This is a genomic window from Bacteroides sp. D22 (genome assembly GCF_000163675.1).
Classification (GTDB): domain Bacteria; phylum Bacteroidota; class Bacteroidia; order Bacteroidales; family Bacteroidaceae; genus Bacteroides; species Bacteroides xylanisolvens.
In genome coordinates, this window is record NZ_GG774812.1 from 53,996 (window position 1) to 80,552 (window position 26,557).

General features: G+C 40.5%; 21 protein-coding genes and 2 pseudogenes. 6 read left to right on the plus strand and 17 right to left on the minus strand.

Annotated features, from left to right (window positions below):
* Positions 1 to 611 precede the first annotated feature (611 nt).
* From HMPREF0106_RS08340 to trpB, 13 genes are all read right to left on the minus strand, one after another.
* Complete coding sequence (locus HMPREF0106_RS08340; RefSeq protein WP_004316628.1) at positions 612 to 1,259, minus strand: acyltransferase; 648 nt, start codon at positions 1,257 to 1,259, stop codon at positions 612 to 614.
* On the minus strand, positions 1,211 to 2,158 hold the full coding sequence (locus HMPREF0106_RS08335; protein WP_009040483.1) for a glycosyltransferase family 2 protein: 948 nt from the start codon (positions 2,156 to 2,158) through the stop codon (positions 1,211 to 1,213). The genes HMPREF0106_RS08340 and HMPREF0106_RS08335 overlap by 49 nt, the downstream gene beginning before the upstream one ends.
* 11 nt (positions 2,159 to 2,169) lie before the next feature.
* A complete protein-coding gene (locus HMPREF0106_RS08330) occupies positions 2,170 to 3,327 on the minus strand; it encodes a sugar transferase (RefSeq protein ID WP_008022882.1) in 1,158 nt (385 codons plus the stop codon).
* A 17-nt stretch (positions 3,328 to 3,344) separates the two neighbouring features.
* Positions 3,345 to 3,710, minus strand: coding sequence for a PleD family two-component system response regulator (locus HMPREF0106_RS08325; protein ID WP_004300114.1), 366 nt, complete (start codon positions 3,708 to 3,710; stop codon positions 3,345 to 3,347).
* Positions 3,711 to 3,944: 234 nt separating this feature from the next.
* A complete protein-coding gene (locus tag HMPREF0106_RS08320) occupies positions 3,945 to 6,329 on the minus strand; it encodes an LruC domain-containing protein (RefSeq protein ID WP_009040484.1) in 2,385 nt (794 codons plus the stop codon).
* A 246-nt stretch (positions 6,330 to 6,575) separates the two neighbouring features.
* Positions 6,576 to 7,616 carry an asparaginase gene (locus HMPREF0106_RS08315; protein WP_009040485.1) on the minus strand — a complete coding sequence of 347 codons (1,041 nt, stop codon included), beginning with the start codon at positions 7,614 to 7,616 and terminating at the stop codon, positions 6,576 to 6,578.
* Positions 7,617 to 7,837: 221 nt separating this feature from the next.
* The gene (gene trpA, locus HMPREF0106_RS08310) at positions 7,838 to 8,608 is read right to left on the minus strand and encodes a tryptophan synthase subunit alpha (protein ID WP_009040486.1); all 771 of its coding nucleotides are present in this window, start codon (positions 8,606 to 8,608) and stop codon (positions 7,838 to 7,840) included.
* Between the two features lie 12 nt (positions 8,609 to 8,620).
* Positions 8,621 to 9,250, minus strand: a complete 630-nt coding sequence (locus tag HMPREF0106_RS08305; RefSeq protein WP_009040487.1) for a phosphoribosylanthranilate isomerase — start codon at positions 9,248 to 9,250, stop codon at positions 8,621 to 8,623.
* Positions 9,251 to 9,276: 26 nt separating this feature from the next.
* Positions 9,277 to 10,059 carry an indole-3-glycerol phosphate synthase TrpC gene (gene trpC / locus HMPREF0106_RS08300; protein ID WP_009040488.1) on the minus strand — a complete coding sequence of 261 codons (783 nt, stop codon included), beginning with the start codon at positions 10,057 to 10,059 and terminating at the stop codon, positions 9,277 to 9,279.
* Between the two features lie 51 nt (positions 10,060 to 10,110).
* Positions 10,111 to 11,106 (minus strand): anthranilate phosphoribosyltransferase, encoded by a 996-nt coding sequence (gene trpD / locus HMPREF0106_RS08295; RefSeq protein WP_009040489.1) that lies wholly within the window; start codon positions 11,104 to 11,106, stop codon positions 10,111 to 10,113.
* 4 nt (positions 11,107 to 11,110) lie between these two features.
* Positions 11,111 to 11,677 (minus strand): anthranilate synthase component II, encoded by a 567-nt coding sequence (locus HMPREF0106_RS08290; RefSeq protein WP_085929820.1) that lies wholly within the window; start codon positions 11,675 to 11,677, stop codon positions 11,111 to 11,113.
* A 133-nt stretch (positions 11,678 to 11,810) separates the two neighbouring features.
* Complete coding sequence (locus HMPREF0106_RS08285; protein WP_009040490.1) at positions 11,811 to 13,217, minus strand: anthranilate synthase component I family protein; 1,407 nt, start codon at positions 13,215 to 13,217, stop codon at positions 11,811 to 11,813.
* 48 nt (positions 13,218 to 13,265) lie between these two features.
* The gene (trpB, locus tag HMPREF0106_RS08280) at positions 13,266 to 14,453 is read right to left on the minus strand and encodes a tryptophan synthase subunit beta (RefSeq protein WP_009040491.1); all 1,188 of its coding nucleotides are present in this window, start codon (positions 14,451 to 14,453) and stop codon (positions 13,266 to 13,268) included.
* A gap of 361 nt (positions 14,454 to 14,814) precedes the next feature.
* Between trpB and HMPREF0106_RS27485 the strand changes: the two genes are divergently transcribed.
* Both HMPREF0106_RS27485 and HMPREF0106_RS08275 read left to right on the plus strand, forming a co-directional pair.
* Complete coding sequence (locus HMPREF0106_RS27485) at positions 14,815 to 14,955, plus strand: hypothetical protein (RefSeq protein WP_004300101.1); 141 nt, start codon at positions 14,815 to 14,817, stop codon at positions 14,953 to 14,955.
* Positions 14,956 to 15,034: 79 nt separating this feature from the next.
* On the plus strand, positions 15,035 to 16,180 hold the full coding sequence (locus HMPREF0106_RS08275) for an iron-containing alcohol dehydrogenase (protein WP_009040493.1): 1,146 nt from the start codon (positions 15,035 to 15,037) through the stop codon (positions 16,178 to 16,180).
* Positions 16,181 to 16,411: 231 nt separating this feature from the next.
* Here the strand turns inward: HMPREF0106_RS08275 and HMPREF0106_RS08270 are convergent, their stop codons facing one another.
* On the minus strand, positions 16,412 to 18,037 hold the full coding sequence (locus tag HMPREF0106_RS08270) for a PAS domain-containing sensor histidine kinase (RefSeq protein WP_009040494.1): 1,626 nt from the start codon (positions 18,035 to 18,037) through the stop codon (positions 16,412 to 16,414).
* A gap of 338 nt (positions 18,038 to 18,375) precedes the next feature.
* Between HMPREF0106_RS08270 and HMPREF0106_RS08265 the strand changes: the two genes are divergently transcribed.
* The 3 genes and pseudogenes from HMPREF0106_RS08265 to HMPREF0106_RS28445 form a co-directional block, all read left to right on the plus strand.
* Positions 18,376 to 20,235: an SLC13 family permease gene (locus tag HMPREF0106_RS08265; RefSeq protein WP_009040495.1), complete on the plus strand. Its 1,860-nt coding sequence runs from the start codon at positions 18,376 to 18,378 to the stop codon at positions 20,233 to 20,235.
* A 349-nt stretch (positions 20,236 to 20,584) separates the two neighbouring features.
* Complete coding sequence (locus HMPREF0106_RS28440; protein ID WP_032851507.1) at positions 20,585 to 21,085, plus strand: hypothetical protein; 501 nt, start codon at positions 20,585 to 20,587, stop codon at positions 21,083 to 21,085.
* Positions 21,021 to 21,458, plus strand: a pseudogene (locus tag HMPREF0106_RS28445) (LruC domain-containing protein); the annotation flags it as partial. The gene HMPREF0106_RS28440 and the pseudogene HMPREF0106_RS28445, both read left to right, overlap by 65 nt.
* Positions 21,459 to 22,242: 784 nt before the next feature.
* Here the strand turns inward: HMPREF0106_RS28445 and HMPREF0106_RS08260 are convergent.
* Together HMPREF0106_RS08260 and HMPREF0106_RS26165 are read right to left on the minus strand one after the other, a co-directional pair.
* Complete coding sequence (locus tag HMPREF0106_RS08260; protein ID WP_009040496.1) at positions 22,243 to 22,890, minus strand: GNAT family N-acetyltransferase; 648 nt, start codon at positions 22,888 to 22,890, stop codon at positions 22,243 to 22,245.
* Between the two features lie 169 nt (positions 22,891 to 23,059).
* A pseudogene (locus HMPREF0106_RS26165) lies at positions 23,060 to 23,282 on the minus strand (Ppx/GppA family phosphatase); the annotation flags it as partial.
* A gap of 194 nt (positions 23,283 to 23,476) precedes the next feature.
* Here HMPREF0106_RS26165 and HMPREF0106_RS08255 point away from each other — a divergent pair.
* Entirely contained in the window at positions 23,477 to 24,055 is a 579-nt protein-coding gene (locus HMPREF0106_RS08255; RefSeq protein ID WP_007752230.1) for an HdeD family acid-resistance protein, read from the plus strand.
* Between the two features lie 154 nt (positions 24,056 to 24,209).
* Here HMPREF0106_RS08255 and HMPREF0106_RS08250 read toward each other — a convergent pair whose 3' ends face one another.
* Positions 24,210 to 26,399, minus strand: a complete 2,190-nt coding sequence (locus HMPREF0106_RS08250) for a glutamine synthetase III (protein WP_009040499.1) — start codon at positions 26,397 to 26,399, stop codon at positions 24,210 to 24,212.
* Positions 26,400 to 26,557 lie beyond the last annotated feature (158 nt).

Consider the following 26,557-nt stretch of genomic DNA (forward strand, 5'->3'; position numbering starts at 1 on the left):
ACCGTTGACGGCACAGTATAGCGGGGAGAAAGCTTCTTCAAAACGGCGCCAGTCTATCTTATTGGCAAGCAGGTATAAGGGATGCCTGGGATTCAGCTGGTCTGTCAAAGAGCTGAACAAGGAGGGCTGAGGGGTGGTCTTGTTTATCATAATAATCTGCAAGTTTTCAACCATAAAGATACAAAAACTTGCAGATATATCAAAGCAATTTATATATTAATATGTTGATTATTAGGCGTAAAAGCACATTCTAAGGGGCGACTATATAGTAGGTTTAAGGGTCCATGCAAGCGAAAAAATAGTGACGGTATATGACAACGATACCGTTGCTATCCCGGACATATACCGTCACTATCCTTGCCGGATAGCGTCACTATTTTGTAGACGAAAACTTATCGATGAATAGGGTTGCTTGATCTTGCAGGTTAGGAGGGTAATAAAAAACAAAATCCCGACGAAATCGCTTCGGCAGGATTCTATTTCATTTTTTACTTAAATGTGGCTACGTAATAAAATTATGACTAATTAATTCAATTCTGATACTGCAAAGATAGTTCGTTTCAGTATGAGTCACAATCACCTTTATGAGGTATATTATGTAGTAGTTCTCACTATTTATGGTTAGTGGCAGGCGTTTTCTCTACTTTCTTCCACTCTTTAGTCTCGAAATCGTATGCTTTTATGATTCTTGCAGGGCATCCGGCGCATATTGAATAAGGTGGAACGGAATGACTGACTACGCTTCCGGCAGCCACTACGCAATGTCTTCCTAAGGTTACTCCCGGTAGAATGACCGAATTGGCGCCTACCCATACATCATCCTCAATGACAACAGGCAGTGTGCTGACTCCTTGTTCATCAATCATCTTTTCCGCATCCTGGTAATTGTGGTTGAGTCCTGTGACTGTTACATTCTGTGCCAGATTGACGTGGTTGCCGATATGAACCGGACCTATGATTGTATTTCTTAATCCGATGCGTGTATAATCTCCGATTGTTAAGTCGCCAACTGCATTGTTCAGACAGGAGAAATCTTCGACAACAGAATATTTTCCCAAGAAGAACCGGTTGAAAGGAGGGAGGTCTTTGCGGACACTCCGGTAGATGACAGAACCCTTTCCACGTTTCAGGTATATGAAATCGAAGAGCCGTATCCACCAGTTGGGGCGAGTTTTAACGGGATGCATGATGAAACGATGCACAGCCTGTTTCAAGCCGGGGTTTTCTTTAATTCGTTGTTTAAGTGTTTTTTTCTCCATATTGAATGTTTTTTCTTCTTTTTGTCTTCTACCAGATAATCAGGGATTGCCAGGCTGTAAGTGATTAATAGACCGAAGAGTGCGATCCACCATCCGAATGATAAGGTCCAATTGTATACGGTTATCAACGAAGCCCAAACGCTTACGATGATACATAATTTAAGTGGAGAAGGTGTCAATTGTTGTACGATCCGGTTGCAGAAACTCCAGTTTCCCTCAAATATGGAAGGGAGCAAGTAGGAAGTCGTTTTCCGGATACGTTTCCGATAAGGGCAGACCGGAGCGGATTGGCAGTATACAATTACGTCCGGCAGGTAATCAATGTATATATTCTGCCGGAATAACTTTCGCTCAATATTGGTTTTGGAACTTTTCATGTTCTTTTGCAGCCATTTCAGATCGATTGCCATATTAGTTCCCAGCAAATGGGAGGATAGTCCGAATTGTGTATTACCGGCTCTGCAAAGGCTGTTTTTTATTTCTTCACGTATAGCACGGAAGCGATTACGGAAACCTTTGCGGTTTTCTATTACCGTATGTAGCTGGATGGCTTGTATACCGGCATCGTATGCATTGTATATTTTGTCCAGAAATTGCGGAGATAAAGCAGAGGCTGTATGGGACAGAAAGAGAACCAGATCGTAATGCTCCTGGTCTAAACTGTTGATTGCCTGATGCAGATCGCTGTATGTGATAAACTCGTATGATTCTTCTTTATATATTTCCGGAAGAAGGCTTCCTTCCGGAACGAGAATAGCGCAACGATATGTTTTTTGAGCTTTAGGATAAGTGATATGTTTGAAATGTGAAGCTACGGCCATCACAAAGAGGTATAGCAGCAAAAGCCCTGTACAAAAGAATATCAGATCATCTATTATGTAGATATAAGAGTCTATCATCTGAAAGGAGATTATACGTTCTCTTTTTGAATGAATGCAGTAACTGTTTTCAGAATAATCTTTATATCCAGCCAGAAAGAGAATGTCTTTGCATAGGTGATATCTAACTGCTTGCGTTCTTCGGCAGAAAGTTTACCGGCTTCGCCTCTTTTCTCTACCTGCCATAAACCGGTCAATCCGGCCGGCCCCATGAAACGGTCGATGTGCTCATCGCTTGTCAGCAATTCGGCTTCGTAGAGTGGGAGAGGACGGTTGCCTACTATTGACATATCCCCCTTTAAAATATTAATAAGCTGGGGTAATTCGTCAATACTATATTTACGGATAATGCGTCCTATCTTTGTTATTCTCGGATCATTTTCCAATTTAACGAAAGCATTGCTTTTTTCTTTGGACTTCTTGTTGATGTAGTCTTCTTCGGAGATTACGAAATCGTCCGATATCAGGAGGATTTCTTCTTCGTCGGCTTCTTCATTAATATCCGGTTCCAGTTCTTCCCCCCAAATATCCTCATCTTCCTGTTGATACTGGTTAAGAGCATTGAAATCCTTTAAATGCTTGTCGGCATCAGTGTACATCGAACGGAATTTAAGGAAGTCGAATATCTGATAGTTACTTCCTACTCGCTTGGATTTGTAGATAATGGGGCCCTTGCTTTCTAACCGGATAGCTAATGCAGTAAATATTAGGAGAGGAGAAAGGCATAATATCGCCATTCCCGAAAAGAATATATCAAAAGTTCGTTTCCATAAAGGCAATCGGAAAGCATTAATATTTTGTGTTTTAAGCTGAAGTGCCTTTATTTTCTGATCTTTTCTTCGTTTAAGGAAAGTCGATAAGTCCTTTAAAGCCTCTTGGCTCGTTTCATATTTGATTGTATTGTTAATGCCGGCTTTAAGATATTCGGATGCTTCTTCCTTAGACAAGGAATCGATGACGAGTATCATATAAAGTCCCGGATATTTTTTGCGCATGTATTGGATATCTGCAATATCTTGGGATAAGTTCACCTGTTCGAAAAATAGGGCTGCGTCATATTTTTCGCGTATTTTCTCCAATACTTTGACAGCTTTGCTACAATTGGACGCAGCATAGAATACCCCAATACTTAGTCGGGAGAGTAGTTCTATTGTTTTGCTATCTCTGCCTATATAAACAAAATATTGCATGTGTAGAAGACCCGGTATTAGTCAATAATCTTTTTGATTCGGATTTTGAGTTCCAATGGGTTGAATGGTTTCAGGATATAGTCTTCTGCTCCCTCTTCCAGTAGTCTGATTCTTTCCGTTGTACTTTCTTCGCTGGATAACATAACGATAGGAATTGATTTGAATAATTCATTGTTCTTCATGTATCTTAAAAATTCATCACCCATCATAAGAGGCATACGAATGTCTGAAATAATGAGGTCAGGTACATTGCCTTCATTAAGCCATTCTATTGCTTTGATGGGATCTTCCAAATAGGTAAAATCATACTCTTTTCCTAGATACACACCGGCCACTTTTCCGATTGTCGATTTATCGTCGACTAGTAATATTTTTTTCTTCATACGAATAGACCTTTCTATCGCTTGCTTTGTTATTTGATTTATTGATTGAGATTGTTGTCACATTATATTTGTGATACACTGCAAATATAGATATTATTTTAGAATAATCTCCATTCTGGAGAGTAAAATTCGTGATATATGTTTTTTTTCTATTAATTGCGACTAACAGTATCTTGATGAAAAAACACGGATTTCAACTTTCATGAAATCCGTGTTGATGATTGACTGTTTGGCTTATTTATAGACTCTTGATGAATCAAAAGTTTTCCACCATTCTTCATTCTTAGTACCGCCACTTGTTACCCAACTTTCGAACAGCGAGTAAGCAGATTTGATATTCACATATTCCAAAGGCCATTTGAAGTCTGTCGGAACCATGATTCCCCATGCCAGGTTATCTTTACTGATGTAATATCTTTTGCGGGAAGTAGAGCTATCGTCGTTGTTGCCTCCGAACAAGTCGGTATTTGCTAACTTAGTGGGTTGGTAACCGACGATATGGATCTCTTTACGCTGGTTTCTGTTTCCTTCTACGAAGATGAACACATTCAGTTTGTTGATATTAAGCTCATCCACAGGAATAGGGTTGCTGAACTTGATTGTGAAACTGATATTTTTAGGATTCGTATTGGCAGAATGATCTTTAATGGTATTAATCTGTTCGTAACGGTCTCTTCCCAATGCGTTGTGAGCATCGTCAAATAATGGGATAACAGCATAGTCCTGGCCGTTCTCAATCTTATTACTATTCACATTAAAGTTTTTAGCAAGAGAGTTATCACTGAACACCACCGGTTGTGTGATAGCACTGGCAGGAACACCGTCCAGCATGATAGCAGCTCCGATGCTCTTCGTAGCTCCGGCAGCCGATAAATCAAGACTTAGCGTGAACTCTTCTGCCTTATTATCCTTGTTGATGGAAATCTTTCTTTCTTTGATAATCAGAACAAGATCGTTCATATCGTAATCTCCATATAATGGCCACTGGTCTTCAAATAGATAAGCGTAATTACGAGTGTCATCCATGATGATCGGGAATTTAGGATCTTCTGGCTCTTCTCCTTCATTTCCATTATTCTTAGTACCCGTGCAGACTTCTATCACGACTTTGGATTCTCCCATTTTAGTGAAGTATGCGCCATTTTGTACATGGAAGTTGTTCCAATGTGGGCTTTTTTCAACATGATTATCACATTCAATAACTAAATTTCCGTCATACGTAAAACCTTGTCCGGTTATAACCGGAGATTTTATCATAGAAGTATTTTCGCCTTTTCCGTAAAATTTAGCATGAGCTGTATTCATGTAAATACTTGTAGTTGCATCCAGCATAGAACCATTGCTCAAGTTGACTGTCCCATTAACAAACTCCATCGTAGGAGCTTTTAAATATCCTTGGGTAAAGTTGAATGTTGCTCCGTTTGCATAGAAAGAAGTTGTGGCTTCCAGGCTGCAAGCATTGTTGAATGTTGTATTGGTGAGGCTGATAGTTGTAAATCTCATGATGTTGTTATTGGTAGCAACAGCATTAGAATTTGCAATTAATTCCTTACCATAAATCTCTCCGTTATTTTCTAGTGAGAAATTAGATGGCAGATTTAATGTACCTTCAAGCTCAATTTTATTATCATTCACAATTTTTGTGTTAGAATTGATTGAGATGTCTCTGCTTGTTATGGTTCCTTTGTTGTAGAGCGTTGCACCGGAATGTAGAATCATGGTATTTGTTACCGCCAGTGTCCCCCAGTTTCTTAATGCAGCAGGCGCTCCATTGGTGAATGATACATCGTCTGCGTTTACTTCTCCTTTTTCCATGATAGTCAGCATGGAGTTTCTGATGAACGTCATGGTTCCTGATGCATTAATTTTTGCATTGTTCATCACAATGATTTCAATTCCGTTCTGGAATTGGAAAGTTGCAGGAATAGTCCATTGGGCATCTACATAAACTTTGGTTGCAATATCACCGTCATATCCGTCAAATTTGAATATACCATTATAGTCAGAGGTGATTTTGTAATTAGCACCACGCAGCAAAGTCGTTCCTGCCATTTCTGTAACTTCCTTAGCGTCGGATGGTATGGAAGAATAATCCGGTTTTTCAAATGCGAGGCTTCTTGTAGCGACACCACGACTCATTAACGCTCTATTCTGTGCTGCAGATTCTGCATAATAGAGCTTACAGGTAATATTATCGCTGTTTTCCGGCACATCGAACTGATATACCTGTTCACGTCCTCTTGGGTCGGTTTGTTTTACGTAAATACCCTTTTGAGTGGGGAGCAGGCTGACAGCAGCTGTAAATTTAAAGTTGTTTTCTTTGTTAGCTGTCCTTGTAGCGAGTACGGAAGCATTTTCGTTAGTCAAAGGATCTTCTGCATATATTTCAATTAAATAAGCAAATTGCCCTCCTTCTTCATCTTTCACTTCGACTGAAACATTTTTAGTGGTTATCATGTTCCAATTGATATCATCGGGAGCAGCAAAGCCGTCTCCCATCGGGTTAGGTGTTTCATAAGACGGATCATAGAGATCCTTTCCGGAGTCCACACAACTAAACATAGTACCTGCCATTGCTATTGCAATAATGGGCACAAATTGAACTGTTTTTTTCATCATAATGTATTATTGCTTGATTGTTTGTAACCAAATCCATCACAAAAATAACTGCATATCTTTTATTGGAAATGTTTTTTCTGTTATTTTATAGAGTGAAAACAACTATACTTCTGTTTTGGTTCTTCTTTGGCTCGTTTAGGTTTGATGAAGTCTCGATGATGGTGAAGAGAAATCCCTTGATTTTCACTTTTATAAGACTGCTCTGCTTAAAATGAAAATCAAAGGATTATATTAAGTGTATTTAATTTAAGACTTAGTAATTTCTCCTATTAAGCAGGAGTTCATTTTATATCGGATATCCTTGTTGGGTAATCCATGTCCCAATAAAAACATGAGCTTGGTTATGGCACATTCGGGAGTACTGTCATATCCGCTGATTACACCTGCTTCCAAAAGGTGCATTCCTGTTTCATAACGTCCCATCTCTACTGCTCCGGAGGCACATTGTGTGATGTTGACAATGATAATTCCGCGATCGGTAGCTTCCTTTAGTTGGCGGATGAACCATTCCTTTTGCGGGGCATTTCCCGAACCGAAGGTTTTCATGACAACTGCCTTTAATCCGGGAACATGAAGCAGAGAAGTTACGATACTCTCCTGAATACCAGGGAAGAGAGTCAAAATAACTACATTGGTGTCAAATAGATAATGCGGCTTTAATGGTTTTGTCGGATCTGGTTTCCGGATAAGATGGGGTTCATATTTGATGTGGATGCCTACCCGTGCCAAGGGTGGATAATTGAAAGAGCGGAAAGCGTTAAAATTCTCCGCATTAATTTTGGTAGTACGGTTGCCACGCATCAAATGATTTTCAAAGAAAATACATACTTCAGGAACAATGGCCGTACCATCCGTGTTTTTGGCAGCTGCGATCTCAATGGCTGTGATGAGATTTTCTTTTCCGTCTGTGCGCAAAGTTCCGATTGGTAACTGGGAACCGGTGAGAATGACGGGCTTGCTTAGGTTTTCGAGCATAAAGCTTAATGCAGAGGCTGTGTAAGCCATCGTATCTGTTCCGTGAAGGATGACAAAACCATCAAAATAATCATAATTGTAATTGATAATCTTTACTAGCTTTGCCCAGTAAGCAGGTTCCATATCCGAAGAATCGAGAGGGGGATCAAATTGGTAGGAAGAGATGCGGTAGTTGAATCTTTTTAGTTCGGGTACATGCTTAAGCAAATGATCGAAGTTGAAGTTTTCTAAGGCACCTGTTTCCGGATTCTCTATCATTCCGATAGTTCCACCCGTGTAAATTAACAAAACGGAAGGGGTTTCTGCTCTCATAATTGTTGAATTACTGTTAAAACGCTGGCAAAGATAGGAAAAAATAGTGATTTATGATTTATGAATTATGATTTATGAGTTTTCGAATGATTTTGTAGATTTATCATTCATGTGAACCTCCCTCACGTCCCTCACACTTGATTAATTTATTAGAATTACCAATGACCTGGATTCAACTGCTGATTCGCATAAATCATAATTCATAAATTATAAATCATAAATCATTTCACCGCTTCTTTTAATTTAAGGATGGCTTTTTCCGGGTCTTTTTCTTCTTCGAGCAGAGTAACGAACTTACTGCCGATGATAGCTCCGGAAGCGTGTTCGCAAGCTGCCTGGAACGTCGCTTTATTGGAGATGCCAAATCCTATCATCAACGGATTGTTCAGATGCATATCTTTTATTTTCTTGAAGTATGCCTGTTTTTGTTCGTTGAAATTCTGTTGTGCTCCGGTAGTTGCTGCTGATGAAACCATGTAAATGAATCCGTCGGTATGTGTATCTATTTCGCGTACCCGTTCTTCGTTGGTCTCCGGTGTGATGAGCATAATCACTTTGATGTTGTAGCGCTCTGCAATGATACGATAATGTTCTTGATAATCACGGAAAGGGAGATCGGGGATGATAACACCATCAATACCGCATTCCACGCATTTACGGCAGAAGTTTTCAAATCCGAATTGCATGATTGGATTTAAGTACCCCATGAATACAAGTGGTATTTTTACGTCCTTGCGAATATCCCGCAATTGTTCAAAAAGAAGTTTTAAAGACATGCCGTTGCGCAATGCTTGGGTAGCGGCATTCTGGATAACAATGCCGTCTGCCATCGGATCACTGAAAGGAATACCGATTTCAATCATGCTTACTCCATGTTTTTCGAGTGTGCGGATTACATTGGCAGTACCATCTAAAGTGGGGGTGCCGGCACAAAAATAAATAGAAAGTATGTCTTTCTTGTTGCTATTGAAAAGTTGATTAATTCTATTCATGACGTTGGAATTTTAAAGTGATGATTTTAATTCGTTTAAAAATGTCCGGATACGCTCCGGATCTTTTTCTCCCGGTTTGGTTTCAAAACGGCTGTTGAGATCATATCCGGCAAGCCGGGGATGCTTGAATTCTTTCAGGGCATTGGCACTGTATGAGTTGATACCTCCGCTCAAAAGGAAAGGTACATCTCCGTTATATGTGTGTAATATGCTCCAATCAAATTGATTTCCCGAACCACCATATTGCTCGCATTTGGTATCGAACAGAAAAAGATCACAGACTTTTTCGTAGTCATACACCTTTTTCAAGTCTTTGGGGCGGTCTACGGAAAAGGCCTTGATGATTTTCAATCCGGCAGAATGTAAGGACCGGCAGTATTCCGGCGATTCATTTCCGTGGAGTTGCACATCATTCAGTCCGAAACGATCAGCATACATGCTGACCACTTGCTTGTCTTCATTGACAAAGACTCCGACACGCCGGGCATGAATGGGCAGGTAAGCCGGAAGCTCGTAGACACATCGGGGAGATTTAGGATAAAAGATGAATCCCAGCATATCTATGCCTTCGATAGACTCTACGTCCTGTATGTTTTCAGTTTCTCGCATGCCACATACTTTGATAATTTTTCCGTTAATCATAGGGCTGTCCGTTTTGAATAATTAGTTTATTGAATGGCTTGCAGGAAATTCTGTAAAGTTTCTCCCGGTCGCTGTGTTTTCATAAATGTTTCGCCGATCAGGAATCCCCGGAATCCGGCTGCCCGGAGGCGTTTAACTATTTCCGGATCGGAGATGCCGCTTTCAGATACCAGTACCGAATCTTGAGGAAGTTGTCCGGCCAGGCGGAAAGAGTTTTCTACATCGGTGAAGAAAGTACCCAGATTACGGTTGTTGATACCTACCATATCTGTTCCTTTGTTGATGTACGCCAGTTCTTCGGAACTATGAATCTCTAATAAGACCTCCAGACCTAATTCATGAGCTTTCTCTGCCAGTTCATTGCATTTTTCCAGTTCTAGTGCTGCTGCGATAAGAAGTACGGCATCAGCACCGACAATTTTAGCTTGATAAAGCTGATATTCGTCAATGATGAAGTCCTTTCTAAGGATGGGAATTTCCACCAAAGGGCGTGCGGCGCGGATATCTTTCAGGCTTCCTCCGAAGAACTTCTCATCAGTAAGGATGGAAAGGGCGGAGGCACCTGCCGCTGCATAGGAGGGAACGATCTCTTCCGGACGCGCTTCTTCTTGTATCCATCCTTTGGAAGGAGAGCGCCGCTTGAACTCGGCGATAATACCTGATGCGGAAGAGGCTAATGCCTGCTTCATAGAGCGGGGAGTCGGAGATTCGCTGATACCTTCCTGTAATTGTTCGATAGAAATAGCCTGCTTTTGCAGGTCAACTTCAAATCGTTTGTTTGCTATAATCTCGGATAATATATCTTTCATCAGTTCGTTTGTTTTTATATTTATAATCAGACTTGCTAATCGTAAATCAAATTAACTATTCAATTCAATGAATTTTTTTAGTGTAGCTAATGCTCGTCCGCTTTCCAATGATTCTTTGGCAAGAGCAATACATTCTTCAATTGTCTTTTTCGGACGAATCACATGGATAGCGAAAGCGGAGTTGACTATCACTACATTTTTTTGAGCTTCCGTAGCTGTATTATTCATGATATGATCGAAAATCTTAGCTGCATCTTCCGGTGTTTGTCCGCCATCCAGATCAATATCCTTATAACGGGAGAAGCCGAGGCTTTCGGGAGTGTAAATCTTTTCATGATCGCTGGTTGCCACTTTAAACTCATTGGTCAGAGAAATCTCATCATATCCGTCAAGGCTATGAACAACAGCAAATTTCGTCTTGCTTTCCTGATAAGTATAGGTGTAAAGGCGAAGTAACGGTAGATTGTAAACTCCTAACAATTGGTAAGCAGGTAATACCGGATTTACCAATGGACCGAGCATATTGAAGAAAGTGCGCACTGCCAATCCTCTACGAACCGGAGCTACTGCTTTTAATGCCGGATTGAATAAAGGGGCATGTAGATAAGCAAGATTGCATTTTTCCATGCTGCGACGCAGTTGGTCTACATCACTGGTGAATTTTACACCGTGTTGCTCCATTACATTACTGGCACCACTGACCGACGTTGCTCCATAGTTACCATGTTTCACAACCGGGAAGCCGGCTCCGGCAACTGTAAAGCAGGAAGCTGTAGAAATATTGAATGTGTTTTTTCCGTCACCTCCGGTTCCTACGATATCAATCGGAGCGAAATCACTCAAATCGACCGGAATACGCATTTCCAACAGTGCGTCACGGAAACCGCATAATTCCTCTACGGAAATATTACGCATCAGAAAGACGGTGATGAGTGAGGCCACTTGCACATCGTTATATTTCCCTTGCGCGATGTTCTGTAGAATGGTGCGCGCTTCATCGCGTCCCAAATATTGATGTTCGAAAAGTTTGTATAGAATCTGTTTCATAAGTTTAATCGTTTAAGAAGTTTTTGATAATTTCTTTTCCTTGCGGAGTTAATACTGATTCGGGATGGAACTGAATACCATGTACATTATACGTTTTATGGCGGATTGCCATGATTTGTCCCTCTTGGCTTTCTGCTGTTATTTCCAGACAGTCCGGAAAACCTTCCCGGCTGACTACCCAGGAATGATATCTTCCAACAGGGATTTCTTTTCCTAATCCTTCAAAAAGCAGGTCCTGACGAATGATACTTACCGGAGTTTGTACGCCATGATATACTTCTTTGAGGTTTTCCAGACGTGCTCCGAAAGCTTCGCCGATAGCCTGATGACCCAGGCAGACCCCCAGAATGCTTTTGGTCGGAGCGTATCTCTTAATAATAGGTAGTAACAATCCGGCTTCTTCGGGTATGCCCGGTCCGGGAGACAGGATGATTTTATCAAAACGATCTACTTCATCAAGCTCTATCTGGTCGTTGCGGACTACTTCTACATCTGTAGCCCCTAATTCTTTCACTACATGCAGCAGGTTATAAGTGAAAGAGTCGTAGTTATCTAAAAGTAATATTTTCATTTTTATTGTCATTGTAAAATGGTTGTTCAAATACTATCTCTGCTTTTCTGCCTAAAGAAATAGAAGCGTTTAGGCAACGGGAATCTTTTTTCAGGCAACAGCAATTATTTTTTAGGCTGACTATTTGGGATGGTTAATTTTTTAGTTTGACAGCTAAATCAATTGCTTTTTTCAGTGCTCCCAGTTTATTGTTCACCTCTTGCAGTTCGTATTCATCTTGGCTGCGTGCTACGATACCTCCTCCGGCCTGGAACCAGAGTTCGTTGTTGCGGCTTACAAAAGTACGAATGGTGATTGCTTGGTTTAATTCGCCATTCAATCCGATAAAACCGATACAACCACCGTAGGCTCCACGATTATGTGGCTCGATTTCACTGATTAACTGCATAGCGCGTACTTTGGGGGCACCGCTTAACGTACCGGCCGGGAACGTGTCAATAAACGTTTTTATTTTGTCTGCGCCTTCATTCAGCATACCGCTGACACGGCTTACCAAGTGAATAACATGGCTATAATATTGCGGTTCCTTATAGAATACCACGCGTACATCATGGCAATTACGTGAAAGGTCGTTTCTTGCAAGATCAACCAGCATGACATGCTCTGCATTTTCTTTAGGGTCGGCCAGTAAAGCTTCTGTCAATTCGCGGTCTTTTACTGTGTCTCCCGTGCGACGGGTGGTTCCGGCAATCGGATCAATGTAGGCGCGGCCGTTTTCGATTTTGCAATGTGTTTCTGGCGAAGAACCAAAGATACGATATCCTCCGAAGTCGAAATAGAAAAGATAAGGAGAAGGATTGATGCTGCGGAGTGCGCGATAAACTTTGAAATCATCTCCGGCGTATGGTTGGATAAATCTTCTGGAAAGCACGATTTGGAAAACATCTCCGCGCATACAGTGTGCGATTCCTTTGCGCACATTTGCTTTGTGCTCTTCGTCGGTGATGGGACTGGTTACGGGACCTGTTACAGAGAAATTGTAGGAAGCATAATTCCGGTTTTCGATGGCTGCTTCCAGTTCCGGCAAACCGCTTTCTTCTCCTTCGGACAACATTTCAACTAATGTCAGCTCATTTTTGAAATGATTGAAAACAATGACATACTTATATAATATGTATAGTAAATCCGGAGCATCGTTTTGCTCATCATGACTTTCTTTCACCGGGACGTGCTCGAAGTACTTCACGGCATTAAACGTCGTATATCCGTAAAGTCCGCACACATTCTTATTATCTCCGGTCACCTGGAACTGATTGATAAACCGGTTCATAACCTTTTCTACATTGAATGTTTTTGTCAGCGGTTCTTCCGTACGGCTATTATCGGGATAGTTGGCAGTGACAATGCCACCGTTTACACCGATGCTTGCCAAGGGACAAAGGGCTATAAATGACAGGGAATTTTCTCCGGCATGATAATCGGAACTTTCCATTAATGCGGATTGAGGATACATGTCGCGTACTTTCAGATAAATGCTAACGGGAGTATGCATATCTCCGAGCACTTGTTTGCTATGGGTAGTATAATTAAATGTTTTCATTTCTATAATTGCTTGATTATTGATTGCGAATGATGGTTGACTAATTATTTATAGCTGTTCGTTAAACGACAAATAGGTTTCAATATCTTTGTCTCCTCGTCCCGAAACAGTCAATACAACGATATCTTCCGGCTTGAACTTCAATTTTTTCAAAGCTCCTAATGCATGGGCGGATTCCAATGCAGGGATAATACCTTCGAGTTTGGTTAGTTCGTAGGCAGCTTCTATCGCTTCGTCGTCGTTGATTGCCAATACGTTGGCACGGCTTTGGGCGGCAAGGTTAGCGTGTATCGGACCAATGCCCGGATAATCCAGTCCGGCGGAAATGGAGTATGGTTCCTCTATCTGTCCGTCCTCGTTTTGGATGACATAGGTACGTGCTCCGTGGATAATTCCCATTTTGCCGAGTTGGATGGTAGCGGCGGTCATTCCGGTTTCTATTCCTTTACCTCCCGCTTCCGCCAGGATAATGCCTACCCGTTCGTCGTTGATATAATGATAAATCGTTCCGGCAGCATTACTTCCTCCTCCCACGCAGGCTATCAGATAATCCGGATAATCGCGTCCTTCTTTTTCTTGCAGTTGCTTTTTGATTTCTTCGCTGATAACAGATTGCAGACGTGCTACCATGTCAGGGTAGGGATGAGGACCTACGGTAGATCCGATGATATAATAAGTGTCGGCAGGATGACAGCACCAGTCGCGGATCGCTTCGTTGGTTGCATCTTTCAGAGTCATGTTGCCGGAAGTAACGGGGATAACGGTGGCTCCCAACATTTTCATTTTCTCTACATTGATGTGCTGGCGTTCTACGTCCGTCTTTCCCATATAAACGATACATTCCATATCCATCAATGCACAGACGGTAGCTGTTGCTACTCCATGTTGTCCGGCTCCGGTTTCGGCGATGATACGCTTCTTTCCCATGCGGCGTGCCAGTAAGATTTGTCCGATGGTGTTGTTGATTTTGTGAGCACCTGTATGATTCAGGTCTTCCCGCTTCAGATACAACTTGCAACCGTACTTTTCAGAAAGGCGTTTGGCCAGATAGAGTGGGGAGGGACGTCCTACGTAGTCACGTAGCAACTGGTCGAACTCCTTTTTAAATTCTTCGCTTTCAATCACTTCGAGGTACTTATTCGTTAGTTCCTCAACACATTTGTGGAGGATTTCCGGTACGTAAGCACCGCCGAATTCTCCGTAATAGCCATCCTGGTCAACTAAAAAACTTTTCATAATCCTATATCTATTTTTATGTTATTATTGAATCTGTTTTGAAACGGGGGTAAATAAAAAGAGCCCTGTCGCAGGTTGCGACAGGGCTCTTTCAAATTTGTTATATCTTTAATGAGGTATATACATACGAGCACTGCTCCCTTACGACTGTCGGAGTTGTAACGGGCGCCACCACCAATATGTATTTACTAACATTGTTCTCATTGTCTTTTGTAATTTTATGGGGGCAAATATAGACACTTTGTTTGAAACAGCAAACAAAATATGACTTTTTTTCTCTTTTGCCTTCATTTTTCTGATATAGAACAATTTTCAACCAGAACTGTTCTTATAAATATTGAATATTTAAACAAAAACAATTATGAAACAGAGAAAAGTTTTAGTAGGTATCGCTATTGCCATTTTCATTATATTATTATTGTATTGGTTATTGGTAGCAGAGGATATGAAACCCTGGTTGTCGGCTATGGTTCCTTCCGTGGCACAACAATTCTTTGCTTGATTCTGACAGGCTTCGGATAAATCATGTATCTTTGCAAGGATAGTGACTAATAACCAAAATAATAACAATAGACTAAGATATGGAAAATTTTATTTTTCAAAATCCCGTGAAACTAATCATGGGAAAAGGGATGATTGCCCGGCTGGCTAAAGAAATACCGTTAGACAAACGTATTATGATTACTTTTGGCGGCGGAAGCGTGAAGAAAAACGGAGTGTACGATCAGGTAAAGGAAGCATTGAAGGACCATTTTACGGTAGAATTTTGGGGAATCGAGCCCAATCCTGCTATCGAAACTCTCCGTAAAGCGATTGCTTTGGGAAAAGAAGAGAAAGTGGATTATTTGCTGGCTGTTGGCGGCGGTTCTGTTATTGACGGTACGAAATTGATTTCCGCAGGAATCCTGTATGATGGTGATGCCTGGGATTTAGTACTTGCCGGACGCCCGGTAACTCATACTGTACCTCTTTCCACTGTATTGACTTTGCCTGCTACCGGTTCGGAAATGAATAACGGAGCAGTTATTTCCCGTCGCGAAACGAAAGAGAAATATCCTTTTTATGCCAACTATCCAATCTTCTCTATTCTTGATCCGGAAGTAACTTTTACCTTGCCACCTCATCAGGTAGCTTGTGGATTGGCTGATACCTATGTTCATGTGATGGAGCAATATATGACTACTTCCGGACAGAGTCGCGTTATGGACCGTTGGGCAGAAGGTATTCTGCAAACTCTGGTGGAGATTGCTCCGAAAATTCGTGAAAACCAGCATGATTATCAACTGATGGCTGATTTTATGCTTTCGGCTACAATGGCATTGAATGGATTTATTGCTATGGGAGTGTCTCAAGACTGGGCTACTCACATGATCGGGCATGAAATTACTGCTTTGCACGGATTGACACATGGCCATACGTTAGCCATTGTTCTTCCTGCCACGTTGCAAGTGCTTCATGAAGAAAAAGGGGATAAGCTTTTGCAGTATGGTGAAAGAGTTTGGGGAATTACTTCCGGTACGAGAGAAGAGCGGATTGATGAAGCAATTTGCCGTACCGAAGAATTTTTCCGTTCACTGGGACTGACTACACGTTTGCATGAAGAGAACATCGGACAGGAAACTATTCTGGAAATCGAACGCCGCTTCAATGAACGTGGTGCTAAATATGGTGAGAATGGAAATGTAACAGGTGCTGTTGCTCGTAGAATATTAGAGACTGCACTTTAGGCACACTCTTACATGAAGTTTATAGAATAAGAAGGTTTCCGAAAAATCCTTCTTGCTAAATAAAATGTGTACCCTAAAAGTTGGATATAAAACTTTTGGGGTACATTTCATTAGTAGTGGTAATAATGTAAAGTAGCGGGGCAGTATTATCATCTTACAGGGTATACTTCATAATCAGTAACAGCAAAAAGAGTGATTTTATAAATCCAAGGCTTTTCGGTATTCTGTTTACTATTTCTCAATATTCTCTGTTCTTGGAATTTTGAACCAGAAACAAGAACCTTCTCCTTCTTTAGATTCCGCTCCGATAACTCCTCCCAGCCGCTCTACTATGACACGACAGATGGCTAGTCCGAGACCTGTTCCTTTAATAAACGAATTCAGTTTGACGAAACGTTCGAACACCTTGTCTATTTTGTCAGCAGGAATTCCGATACCTGTATCTTTTACATAAAAGTATATTTCATCACTTGCTTCTTCAATCCGGTATCCCATTTCGATAGAACCTTTGGAAGTGAATTTTAAGGCATTGTTTGTAAAGTTGATGATAACCTGTGATAAGCGTATGCGGTCTGTATTAATAATACATTGATTTGCTCTCTCTGTGAATACGATTTGTACGTCCGGTGAAGAGTTTTTTTCTTGCATTTGTCTGCAAATACCTTCCATCAGTTCATTAATGTCAGTTTGCGCAAATGTGAATTCCATAGTACCGGCTTCGATTTTGGAAAGATCCAGAATATCGTCTATCAGTTGCAATAATAAGATATTGTTGCTGGAGATTATTTTCACGAACTCCTGTTTCTCTTCTTCCTCTTCTGTCTGGCAAACCATTTCGGAAAATCCTACAATTGCGTTTAGTGGGGTTCGTATTTCATGGCTCATATTAGCGAGAAAGGCAGATTTTAGTCGATTGGATTCTTCGGCTTTTTCCTTTGCCTCTTGCAACATTCTATTCATTTTTAGTTTTTCTGTGATGTTTTCAAAACGAAGTAATCCGCCAATAATTTCAGTTTCTTTTTCGTCGCCAAAAACGGGAGTTGCGGTCACTTCAAAATCTACATCGTCTACTCTGATTGTATGTCGGATTATTTTGCCTTGTTCGATTGCTTTCTTGAAAGCACATTGTCCACATGGTTCATTACGAAGTGCACTGGTCTGATAGCAAATTTTTCCCGGTATGTATCGTCTTCCTTTTACCAGGCTGGCGATTTGTCTTGTTTCTTCCCATTGCACCCGGTAATTTTTATCAATATAGATAAGCCCGAAGTCAATACTTTTTAGAGCTAGTTTCTGCTTCTTTAATGCTTTTTCCAGTTCTTCTTTGGCTGCAACCAATTCTCTTTCATAATTCTTGAGTTGAGTGATCTCCCATCGGGTTGCCAGTAGCCATCTTTTTTCCCCTTCCCATGAAATAATTGATTTTACAGCAATCGTATCATGGGTGATTCCATCGGGAGTGATATATTTTTCTTCTTTGCGGTATACTTTGCCTTCTTGTACGAGTTCTTTGTCGATATTCCGGTATTTTTCTCCTCTTTCTTCTCCGTATATTTCGTAGTCAGTATGTCCGATAGCCTCTTCACTACTGATACCGGATTGAACGGCTGATTCTTTATTCCAGTAATAGTATCGGAAATCATTTGCAATGTCTTTTACGAAGATCGGAAAAGGAAGGTTGTCGAGAATATCAAAAGAAAAACGATAGGAATGATTGGTCTTTTTAATCGTTTTGTGTAATTTGTGGATTCTATATAATAAAATGCTGATGATAAGGAGTAAAATAATTACCAGTAAATAATTATAACCCCAAGGTACTTCACCAATCCAGAAAATTAACAAAATATTGTTTGCCATAAAATGTTTGATATAAATAGGGTGTAAAGATATGAATTGTTCTTTAACTATCAAAAAGATAATACATAAATCTATTATTTTTCAATGTTACATTGTGAGGATGTAATAAAATATAATGTGTAGAATGTGGGTGTATGGTATCTTATTATTCCTATATAGTATGATGTTTAGAGTGATGTTGAATCTTTTTTTAGAGGTAAAATGTATTAAAATATTAAATGATGTCTCATGAACTAAAATCATTTCTAATTTGTTTTAATAACGCTGGAGTATTTTCTATTTTTGTTCACCTAAATTAGTTTTGATAGAGTCAAAATAAAACAATCATTTAATTACGTATGCTGATAACCATTATTATTCTCGTTCTTTCGGCTGTCTTTTTCGTGAACGGCAAGGTTCGTTCGGATATTGTGGCACTATGTGCGCTGATAGCCTTACTTGTTTTTCAGATATTAACTCCTGACGAGGCACTCTCCGGTTTTTCCAATTCGGTAGTCATTATGATGATCGGATTGTTTGTTGTAGGAGGGGCTATTTTCCAGACGGGACTGGCAAAAATGATTAGTTCCCGAATTCTTAAACTTGCGGGAACCAGTGAGATCCGGTTGTTTCTATTGGTGATGTTGGTGACTTCTGTCATTGGCGCGTTTGTCAGTAACACAGGTACGGTGGCATTGATGCTTCCTATTGTTGTTAGTCTGGCGATGAGTGCTGGCATGAATCCCAGCAGGCTGTTGATGCCGTTGGCTTTTGCAAGTAGTATGGGAGGTATGATGACTCTGATTGGTACTCCGCCGAACCTTGTGATACAGAATACGTTGACTTCCGCCGGACTTGAGCCGCTTTCTTTCTTCTCTTTCCTGCCTGTCGGCATTGTCTGTGTAATTGTCGGTACACTGGTTCTGATGCCGCTTAGTAAATGGTTTCTTTCTAAAAAAGGACAGAAAGATGATAATAAACGTTCGGGCAAGTCATTGAAACAGTTGGTTAATGAATATGGACTCTCCAGTAACTTGTTTCGTTTACAGGTGATAAAAGATTCACGGCTTTTGGGGAAGACAATAATCGATCTGGATATTCGTCGTAAATATGGTTTGAATATTATGGAAGTTCGTCGTGGTGATGCATCGCAACATCGTTTTCTGAAAACGATTACTCAAAAGTTTGCTGCACCGGACACGATGTTAGAAGTAGAGGATATTTTGTATGTGACTGGAGACTTTGATAAGGTGCAACTCTTTGCGGAAGATTACCTGTTGGAGAGCTTGGGCGACCATGCAACGGAAGAAACAAAAAGTACGACTAATTCGCTTGATTTTTATGATATCGGTATTGCTGAAATAGTATTGATGCCATCTTCTAATTTGATAAACCAGACAATTAAAGAAGCTGGTTTCCGTGATAAGTTTAATGTGAACGTATTAGGGGTTCGTCGTAAAAAGGAATATTTATTGCAAGATTTGGGGAATGAGCGTATTCATAGTGGTGACGTGCTTTTGGTGCAAGGAACATGGAATAATATAGCCCGTCTTAGCAAGGAAGATGCTGATTGGGTTGTTTTGGGGCAACCTTTGGCGGAAGCGGCTAAAGTTACGTTAGATTATAAAGCTCCGGTAGCAGCTGCTATTATGGTGTTAATGGTGGCAATGATGGTTTTTGATTTCATTCCGGTAGCTCCGGTTACAGCCGTTATGATAGCGGGTATATTGATGGTGCTTACGGGATGTTTCCGCAATGTGGAAGCGGCTTATAAAACGATCAACTGGGAAAGTATTGTATTGATTGCTGCCATGCTCCCTATGTCTCTGGCATTGGAGAAAACGGGAGCTTCGGAATATATTTCCAATACATTGGTGAACGGTTTGGGATCATATGGACCGATTGCATTGATGGCAGGTATTTATTTTACGACTTCGTTGATGACGATGTTTATTAGTAATACGGCCACCGCTGTTTTGCTTGCTCCGATTGCTTTGCAAAGTGCCATACAGATTGGAGTCAGTCCGGTTCCTTTCCTGTTTGCCGTGACGGTAGGTGCAAGTATGTGTTTTGCTTCTCCGTTCTCTACGCCGCCTAATGCCTTGGTGATGCCTGCCGGACAATATACTTTTATGGATTATGTAAAAGTAGGATTACCGTTGCAGATTATTATGGGAATCGTGATGATTTTTGTATTGCCATTGATTTTCCCCTTTTAGTCTTTGATTTTTATCTTGTCAATGGGGGAGATGAAAGAAATAGAGATTTGTAGCGCTGAATCTTTGTCTTTTTATGAAGAGTTGCATATTTCCATGCAACTCTTTTTTTTGCTGTATACTATTGAATAAATAGTATTAAAATTTTTATATTCAACGATATAACTAACTGTCATCTAATATAAATAATTAGAGTGAGGCGCTTTAAAAGATGTTAACTGCAAATCGGAAAATGCAATGTAATCTGTATAATGTTTATAAATACAATTATCTTTGTGCGTTCATTGCTGATTATTGATTAGTAGTGATTTATGTTTTTCGCAAATAAAACAAACTAAAGCATTAAAAGATTATGAAACAGAACATTGCAAAAGTATTCACTTTCTCGTTGTTGGCGTCTTCCATCAGTTTTATCAGTTGTGTTGATAATGAGAAAAATCTGTTTGATGCAGATCAACTGAAGCAAATTTACGAAGAAACTTTTCCTGTAAAAAACATCGATCTTGATGGTGATTGGACAGTGTCACGAAGTGTGATAGCGTGTGTGTCAGTTAATGGAGATCAGGGAGTAGATTATAAGATACAAATATTTGATGCCGATCCATTAAGTCCGGGAAGTACAGCAAAACTCTTAGCGGAAGGAACTGTCAATCAAAGTACGACTTTGAATGTGGTGATGGATTGTGCAACAGCGCTTGATAAGGTGTTTGTTGCACGCATAGATGAGCACAAACGCTATCTGGTTCAACCGGTAGCGATTGAAAATGGTACAGTGACAGCGCATTTAGGAGACGCACATTATATATGGATATACAGGAGCACAACGTCTCATGTTGAATACAGGGAATGCTAGTACCCCTCTGACCGATATATACATTCTTGAAGTGAACGTCAAACTTAAGAATACAATATCTGTCCCTAGTGTGACAGATGGCTTAGACTTCTTCATTGCTTATCAGGGGATAGGTCAAAAGAGAACGGAAATCCATTTGACTCATTTTAATTCGGCTACGGCGAATGGGCAATTGGCAGATAATGAAGTGCTCGAAGTAATCAAGGCAGTTAATAATACTTGGGCTCTTTGCGTTCCTGATAAATTTGCTTATCCAACAGAAACAACAGTGATAACGAATGCATATTCTAAATTTGCAGATTGGGCACACGATCAGAGCTCAACCACAGATTGGTATAAGACTGTTAGTAGTGACAAGGTGATTCAGTACTAAACTTTTCGTCATCTCTACACTTTTTACATAAAGTTTTAGAATCCCTGATTATACTGACGATTGTTTGTGTAATCAGGGATTTTGCTATCTCACATGTTTTGTTATTTCTCTTTGTTAGCAAGCAAAAACCTTTAAAATGCTGAAAATTTTGCTTATTTTGTACAAAGACACCGTGTTTTTCACTGAAAAGCATCGTTATATTTGTAAAAAACATAAGGATAAAGTAAGCAAAAGATGCGGATAATGTCACCAAAAGCTATGGATAGAGTAAGCAAACCATTGGGATAGTGTCGCTATGTCGTAAATATTGTTAGTATTTTCTACTTTCCTTCCATTGATTTTTCTACTTCGGTCTTTGATAATGATAAATAGAAAAGAATAAAAGGGAACTTTATTAGTATAGATAATATCTCTTTGGTGGTAAAATCTTTGATGATGTATCAAAAAGTGTATATATCGTGCCTGATTATAGAATAACGATTTGAGCAAATTCCTCTACAGTGACAGAAACTCTTTATTCCAATAAAAGGGAGGAAAGAAACGATTCCTGGTAGATTAAGAATTACAAAGTGTCAATGGTGACTTTTTGTAAACTATAGTTTCTATAAGATAGGTTTCATCAATTGTTAAGGCATTTTTTCTCTCTGTCTCAATTATATATTTTAATGCTTTGTAACTATGAAGAGACAAAGAATAGTAGCTATGTTGAATAATAGTTGCTTGATGGCATAGCACGATAGAACTTCTGTAATGTACAAATCAAGCGATTTAAGGTTGAATAAACTTAAATCGCTTTTCTCCGCATCACTACTATCTGATCGAACCGCTTTTGTGACGGAGTGCCAACTATAATTTCCTTTGGAGGGAATCGCTTATCGAACTCATTAGCAGCTGATTTATCGACCTGATATATTTCATCTTCTATGTAACGTCCTTTAGCGTTGGCTAAAGCATTATCATATAATTCATAAACATGAAGAGCTGTGGCATACATATTATCTTCGGTGCGAATCCCTAATGTTTCAGCAGGAATGAATCCTTGCCGGAGGTAATAATCCGGGTCACCGCAAAGTAAAATGGCACGAAATCCCATATCAAAAGCTCGTTCTTTGGTCAGCGCAATCATTTTTCCTCCAATACCTTTCTGTTGATATTCGGGAAGAACAGAAATGGGCCCCAGACTCAATACTTCATATTGGTTACCGTCATCCGCCATGATAAATGATTTAAGGCAGACCACATTGCCGACAATCTTGCCATTAAGTTCTGCAACAATATCGAGTTCCGGTACAAACTTTGGATGGTTACGCATGATATGAAGGAGATAATGTTCGTCACATCCCGGAGAAAAATGATTCCAAAAGGCTTCCCGTGTGACATTTTCGGTTTCATTATAATCCGAAGGTTGTTCAATTCTAAGTTTTATATCCATCTTATCAAATATATAGTTACACAAATATAGAGAACAAAATTTGAATATTTACCTCTTTAAGGACGAATCTGTACATTATAGCAAGATGAGACAAAAACTCCCGATACAAAGTTTGAATATACACTAGTATCAGGAGTTTTGTGTATTGATGCATCAAGATTGTAGAGAATTAAACCTTGTTCATCTTTTGCGTGTACAGACTATTGATGATATCGTCGAACAGTCCGATGGTAGGTACAATAATTCTGGTGGCTTTTATATGAGTAGCTATCTCAAGAAATATTTCAGCAGCAGGAATAATAACATCGGCCCGGTCCGGTTTCAACTTATATTGCTTGATACATTGTTCGGTAGAGAGCTTTCAATGTTTCATATATATCTTGCAGTGATTTTTTTTATTTCACTTTGTTTCATACTGAAAGGGAACTGTCTAAATTTTCTGCAGAAATATCAATGTGGGATGTAATCGTCATAACGATATTATTACGAACTTATTACAATGTTTATTTGTTATTTTTATATATCAGTAGAAACACTTATATTCGCAAAAGTATTGAAACAGACCCGGTTAAAAAATATAGAATTTATGAAAACAATGAATTATTCCCTTATTCGTATTCTCTTTGCACTTGTAATAGGATTGGTGCTCGTTATTTGGCCAAATGCGGCTGCCAGCTATATTGTCATTACAGTTGGTGTTGCCTTTTTGATTCCCGGTGTTATCAGCCTTTTTGGCTATTTCGGCCGGAAAAGACAGGAAGGTGAGGCGGCTCCCCGTTTCCCGATAGAAGGAATCGGCAGTTTATTATTTGGACTTTGGCTGATTGTGATGCCTGAATTCTTTGCAGATGTTCTGATGTTTCTATTGGGATTTATCCTGATAATGGGAGGAGTGCAACAGATTGCTTCTTTATCGATGGCACGTCGGTGGATGCCTGTTCCGGGAGCGTTTTACCTGGTTCCTTCATTGATTCTTATTGCAGGTATCATCGCTTTGTTTAATCCGACGGGAGCACGTAATACTGCATTTATAATTATTGGTGTGAGTAGTTTGGTTTATTCGCTTACCGAATTAATCAACTGGTTCAAGTTTGACCGTCGTCGTCCGAAGACTCCGGTGGTACATGACGATGATGATATTGAGGATGCAAAGATAATCGAATAAAAAAGAAGAGGACTGCTTCACAGCACCCCTCCCCGCAAACTTAAAACAACCAACAAAAGAAATAGATAATTTCATAACGATGAACTGTGAGTGTAAATGCGTTGCAATACAACTTGTTCGCCGTTCACCGTTTATCGTTCACCGTTCTTCTTTTCTATCTCACAAATAACAGTTCCCTGTATTTCGGAAGCGTCCACATCTGGTTGTCAACAATGAGTTCCAACTTATCGATGTGGTAGCGGATTTCTTCCAGTGCCGGAACGATCGTGTCGTGGTAGGCAATGGCTTTTTCCCGTTCGCTTTCTATCTTGTTCGCAACCTTACGAGCTTCAATCATTGCATCTACATGTTCCTTGATGAAGGCTGTGCGGTCGGCAATCTCTTCAATAAGTTCCAGGTTTTTAGCAGACAATTTCGCTGCCTTTTCTGCCGGGAAAAGAGATTGCATCTTATAGACATTATTAATTAAATCCGTTTGATATTGAGTGGCCACCGGAATGATATGGTTCATAGCCAAATCACCCAATACACGCGCCTCGATCTGAATCTTCTTCGTATACGTTTCCCATTTCACTTCGTTGCGGGCTTCCAGTTCTTTCTTTGTCATTACACCGGTAGCTTCGAACATGGCAATGGTTTCCGGTTTCAGGTAGTTATCGAAGATAACAGGAACACTGGTTTCGCAATCCAGTCCACGGCGGGCTGCTTCTTTCTTCCATTCGTCGCTGTAACCATTGCCGTCAAAATGAATCGCTTTACATTCCTTGATATATCCACGGATAATTTCAAGAATGGCGGACACTTTAGGTTCTCCTTTTTCAATCAAAGCATCCACATCTTTTTTAAACTTCACCAATTGGTCTGCTACGGCAGAGTTCAATGCAATCATGGCAGACGCACAGTTTGCCTCGGAACCTACGGCACGGAACTCAAAACGGTTTCCGGTGAAAGCAAAAGGAGAGGTACGGTTACGGTCAGTATTATCAATCAATAATTCTGGAATCTGCGGAATATCCAACTTCATTCCCTGTTTGCCGCTAAGACTAATCAAATCATCTTTCGTACTGTTTTCAATGTGATCCAATACCTGCGACAATTGCTTCCCTAGGAAAGAGGAGATGATGGCAGGAGGTGCCTCATTAGCTCCCAGACGATGGGCGTTGGTAGCGCTGGAGATAGAAGCTTTCAACAATCCGTTATGATGATAAACTGCCATCAATGTGTTTACGACGAAAGTAACAAAACGCAGGTTATCTTCCGGAGTCTTACCCGGTCCCATTAATAAAATGCCCGTGTCAGTTCCCAGCGACCAGTTGTTGTGTTTGCCCGATCCGTTGACGCCCTTAAAAGGTTTTTCATGAAGCAGTACGCGGAAACCATGACGGCGACTAACCTTACGCATCAATGACATAATCAGCAAGTTATGGTCGTTAGCAAGGTTACACTCTTCAAAGATGGGGGCTAACTCGAACTGGTTCGGGGCAACCTCGTTGTGACGGGTCTTAACAGGAATACCCAGCTTTAACGCTTCAATTTCGAGATCCTTCATGAAAGCGGCTACGCGGGTGGGGATAGCACCGAAGTAGTGGTCCTCCAACTGTTGGTTTTTGGCACTGTCATGTCCCATCAAAGTACGACCGGTCATTAGCAAGTCCGGGCGTGCGGCATACAATCCTTCGTCTACGAGGAAGTATTCCTGTTCCCAGCCCAAGTAAGCAACTACTTTTTTCACTTCCGGGTTGAAGTAACGACATACGTCTACAGCAGCTTTATCTACGGCACGCAATGCTTTCAGCAAGGGAGCTTTATAGTCGAGAGCTTCACCGGTATATGCAATAAACACAGTTGGGATGCAAAGTGTATCATCTACAATGAAAGCAGGTGATGAGGGGTCCCATGCGCTGTAACCACGGGCTTCGAATGTGTTACGGATACCGCCATTCGGGAAAGAAGAAGCATCCGGTTCCTGCTGTACAAGCAGTTTACCAGTAAATTCTTCCATCATACCACCTTTGCCGTCATGTTCAACGAAAGCATCATGTTTTTCAGCTGTGCCTTCGGTCAGCGGTGCGAACCAGTGCGTATAATGAGTAACACCCATTTCGATGGCCCATTTCTTCATGCCGGCAGCTACCTCGTCGGCAATACTGCGATCTAGCGGAGCACCGTTGTCAATGGCGTCAATCAGTGCATTGTATACCTTGCTGGGAAGGTATTTGAACATTTTCTCCTTGTTGAATACATACTTGGCGAAATACTCCGAAGGACGTTCGGCAGGTGTTGCTACCTCAACAGCTTTCTTTTTGAAAGCTGTCTCTACTACTCTGAATCTAAGTTTTGACATAATACCTGATTTGATTTGTTGTTAAATATGTTAGAGTAAATAATTACTTTGTTATGTGGTTCCCGGAAAGGCGATCAAACCTGTCCGGAAGTTTTTACTGTGATTAGCGGGGTAGTGGTTAGTAGTAAGTTGTGTGTAGCTGTCTTTCACTAATCACT